Genomic DNA, 4,639 nt, shown 5'->3' with positions numbered 1-4,639 from the left:
TTACAATTTTTATAATTTTATTTGCTAAATTTATTTTTGAATTAAATTTTCCGTTTTTGAAATTTTCACTAAACTCTTTTAGAAAATCAATGTTTATTTTCATTATTATTTTTATTCAATTTTTTTGTAATCAATTGTAGGTCAATGTCTCATTTGTGCAATTCAAGTTTTTAATCTGCCACAAATCATTCATTTACTCCATTTTTAATCTACTTTTCAATTTCAAAAACAACATAGCAACTGAAAATGAGATATTTGCTGATGTAGCAATATGCGGAGAATCAATTTTATAAATTGATAACAATTCGACTAATGAAAATTGTTTCGAGTTTTGGTCTATAATTTTACTATGCATCACTTCGACATCAAATAAATCATTTTTTAGACGTCCACTTTGTAATTTAGACAAGTATTCATTAATAATTTCAATATCATAATGAATGCGATGCCCAACCAGAGTAGCATTTCCTATAAAATTTATTAAGGCTTCTATAGCCTGAATGTCTTGGTAACTTAAATCTTTACCTTCTAATATATCGGCTTTATTTAACTCTATTTCTAGACAATTTTCTATACGAATCTGATTGTTTTCGATAGCAATGGCGCCAATAGATATAATTTTATCTTTGGTAGGATTTATTCCTGTAGTTTCTAGATATAACGCGACTTTCCTTGCAGTAAGAGTTTCAAACTGAACAAGGTAGTTTTTCCAGAATTCTGGGTAATCTTTGCCTATATTTTTTAACCAATCGAGCATATTAGGAAAATTGTGTTAGTTGAAAAGTATCTTTTACAATTTCTTCTAAATCTTTTAAAACATGTAAAGATTCTTTTAGTTTCTCTTTGTCTGATTTAGATATTTTTTCTAAATCAATATATTCTCCTGAATTGTCATTTTTAAGTCCTTCCAGCGTTCTATATCGTGACAAAAGTAAGAAAGTATCGGCAGCATTCAAATAAATTTCAGCATTTGAAGTATCCTTGATGGCTAATTCTTTATATCTCGAAAATGTATTGTTAATTCCTTTCAATCCGTGGTGTATAGCTAATAAACGAGCAATATCTACCAATTGATTTATTCCTTTAGATTTGATATTAAATTTATCTTTATGTAAACCATCTTCTTCTTCATTAAATTTTTTGAAGAAATTTAGCGGCGCTGGTTTTTTTAAAGCATCATTACCTAAATAATCAAAGAATAAGGCTTTATTTTTAGTTTTAAATATAGTTTCGGTAATACTATTTTCTAAATTTTGATCTCCAAAAACAAATTCATAATCAAAAAATATCGAGCAATGTTCGTTTGTAAACTCACCGGGAGTATTAATCCAGTTTTCGTATTGTTTCTCCCATTCAGTCAATGACTTAGAATAATCTTGATTATTAGCATGGTGACCAAAATTACAATGTTTGAATCCAACTTTTTCTAAAATTTCATTTACTTTTTTAGTCAATTGGTTAAAATAATCTTTCACATCTCGAACTTGCTGAATATCTACATCATTAAAAATTAAAAAATTATCATGATCTGTCAATAATAATTGTTCTTTTCGGCCTTGGCTTCCTATACTCAAAAACGCAAATGGAACAGGAGGAGAGCCCAATTCTAAAATACCCATTTCGATGGCTCTTCGAATAATTGCCAATGTAATTTCGCCAGAAACATTGAAAATATGTTGCAAAGGAATATTTTTGGTTACCGCTTGTTGTATAATATTTGCAAGCGAATTTCGTATCGATTTTAGTTCCGAAGGATTTGTAGAACGTTTTATTTCTTTTATTAAAACTCCTGGCGAATTGGCTTGTGCCTGAACCAAGTCGTTTTGAGCAATAACTCCTTTTACATCAGTATAAATAGTACCATCGATAGTGACGCATAAATGATGCACTTTATGTGAAAGCATAACCAATTGGGCTTCTGCCAGTGAAATATTTTCCGGAACAGTAATGACTGCATGAGTCATAATCTTATCGATATACGACTGAATGTCATGTTTTCCTGTGGCTACTTTTTCTCTAAAATCAGCATCGGTAATAATACCTACTAATTTATTATTATTATTTACAAATGCGGAATCTAATATGTTATCAGCCATTAGAGTTGCAACTTCGCGAATGGTTTGGTCATAGGCTACGACTAAAGGCTTTTTATTATAATTTAATTCTTGAAAATAGGAAAAATCATTCTGAAATTCAGATAGTTGTACAGAATCTGAAATTAATTTATTAGCACTTTTATCTGATGAGTTATTAGAATTTTGAGCAAAACTTTCTAGTAAGAAGTGTAAAACTTCATTGTTTTGAACTACAAATGGTTTAAAACTTTCGATAGGAATCGCATATAAAATAGCTTCTTCATTGGTTTTTGCAGTCATTTGGTAATTATTCTTTGCAAAAAATGGACGCAAACCAAAAACATCGCCAGAATAGCATTTGTTAAGTAAAGTTTCTTCGGCGTCAGAAATTACCGATAAATGTACCACACCAGAATTCATTACATAAAACACATCATGTAAAGTATCATTGATTTGAAAAAGTTTTTGATTTTTTTCTAAATGAATCACACGAATCGTTTTAGAAATACTTTTTAAGTCTTCAAAACTTAAAAAACTAAAAGGTTTAAAGTCTTTTAGAAAATTGGCAACACTTTCTGCAATTGAATTCTTCATAATAGGATATAAGATTACTATTTTGTAAATTTAGAATAATTCTTTAGAAGAATGAAACCTTATTTGAAATATTCTATTTTACATAATATAAATTATAGTTCAAACTAATGTGTTTTTATTTATAACTAAAATTGACTTTGAAAATAAATACTTTTGGTAACATAAAATTAATTATTATACTAAACTTAATAGCAAATGGCTTTAAAATTGAATATATTTGTTTGCGACTAATATAATTTTAACATTTGTTTAGGTGTAAAATAGATTTACTATTTTTTTTTCCAAATAAAAATTGTGACGAAAATGAAAACAATTCCACCAAAGACTAATGAAACCTCTCTACATAATTTCCCGATTGTTGCCATTGGAGCTTCAGCCGGCGGACTTGAGGCTGTAACCCAACTTTTGCAAAATCTTTCGCCAACTACTGGAATGGCTTTTATATATGTCCAACATTTAAGTCCAGATCACAAAAGCATGCTTCCCGCATTATTATCTAAAGCCACCCAAATGGTAGTTCAAGATATTGATGATATGGAAAAAATGATTCCTAATAATGTTTATGTAATTCCGTATAACAAAGAAATTGAAGTTGTCGATGGGCATATAAAATTAATTCCAAGACCAGAAAAACGTAAATCAAATTTATCAATTGATTTACTTTTTTCATCATTGGCAGAAACGCATAAAGAAAATGTTATTGGAGTTGTGTTATCTGGAAATGCTCATGATGGAACATCTGGTTTAAAAGAAATAAAACAAGCTGGAGGAATTACATTTGCTCAAGATGATTCCGCAAAATTTGTTAGTATGCCCCACTCTGCTATTGCTCAGGGCATTGTAGATTTTGTTTTATCTCCCAAAGAAATTGGGTTGGAAATAAACCGAATTAGCAAACATCCTTTAGTTAGACAAAATTCAATAAAAAAAACTCCCGAAGCAGAAATAGAAAATAGCGATCCCGACTTGCTACTCATTTTGCAACTTTTGCATAAAAGCAAAAATGTAGATTTTAGTCATTATAAGATGAATACAATCAAGAGAAGGATGACACGTAGGATGCTGATTCACAATGTAAAAACATTAAAAGAATATGCTGCATTGCTTCTCGATCAAACTTCTGAAATTGATTTACTTTACCAAGATTTACTCATAAATGTAACTGCTTTTTTTAGAGATACCGATGCTTTTTTACTTTTAAAAAATACAATTTTACCCAAAATTATAGAAAATAAAACTGCTGGTGAGAGTGTAAGAATATGGATTGCAGCTTGTGCAACAGGCGAAGAAGTATATTCTATAGCTATGTTACTATTAGAAATTCAAGACCATACATCTGATAACATTCCTCTTCAAATATTTGCATCAGATTTAAGTATAGAAGCTATTAATTTAGCGCGTATTGGTGAATATTCTGCCCATCAATTGGCAAATGTTTCTCCAGAAAGATTGCAGCGATTTTTTACCAAAACTAAAGATAAATATCGCGTTTGTAAATCCTTGCGAGATGTTTGTGTTTTTGCTCTACACAATATTTTGCTCGATCCACCATTTTCTAAAATGGACTTAATTAGTTGCCGCAATGTGCTTATTTATTTAGACACAATTGCTCAGAAAAAAGCCATTTCCACTTTTCATTATGCGCTAAATGATGGAGGTTGTTTAATGCTAGGGAAGTCAGAAACGATTGGGGCATCTGGACATTTGTTTGGAATTACAGATAAAAAATATAAATTTTATTGCAGAAAAAATTATTCAAGATTAAATACCATTTCCAATTTAAACTCAAGAACAGCAAATAGTATTATGCCCAATAAAAATAGCAGTCCAGCTCCAATCCTTAAAAAAAAGACCAGCTCGGCAAATGGAAATATTGGTTTAGCTTTCGATACTGTATTGCTCGAAAATTATGTTCCTGCAAGTGTTATTGTTAATTACGACTTAGACATCCTTCAATTTAGAGGAACTAC

3 protein-coding genes are annotated in these 4,639 nt (G+C 29.8%); 1 reads left to right on the top strand and 2 read right to left on the bottom strand.

The features are described from left to right. Window positions 1-193: 193 nt before the first annotated feature. Window positions 194-757 carry a DNA polymerase III subunit epsilon gene (locus ACH2BG_RS01730; protein ID WP_395046008.1) on the bottom strand — a complete coding sequence of 188 codons (564 nt, stop codon included), beginning with the start codon at window positions 755-757 and terminating at the stop codon, window positions 194-196. 1 nt (window position 758) lies between these two features. Beyond that, complete coding sequence (locus tag ACH2BG_RS01725; protein WP_395046007.1) at window positions 759-2,669, bottom strand: DUF294 nucleotidyltransferase-like domain-containing protein; 1,911 nt, start codon at window positions 2,667-2,669, stop codon at window positions 759-761. Between the two features lie 303 nt (window positions 2,670-2,972). Between ACH2BG_RS01725 and ACH2BG_RS01720 the strand changes: the two genes are divergently transcribed. Continuing rightward, window positions 2,973-4,639 (top strand): CheR family methyltransferase (locus ACH2BG_RS01720; protein WP_395046006.1); only part of this gene is annotated, 1,667 nt, incomplete at its 3' end.

The sequence above is a fragment of the Flavobacterium sp. genome (genome assembly GCF_043779715.1).
GTDB lineage: Bacteria > Bacteroidota > Bacteroidia > Flavobacteriales > Flavobacteriaceae > Flavobacterium.
The sequence above is the reverse complement of the archived record's forward strand: the minus strand, read 5'-3'. Positions and strand labels throughout refer to the sequence as shown.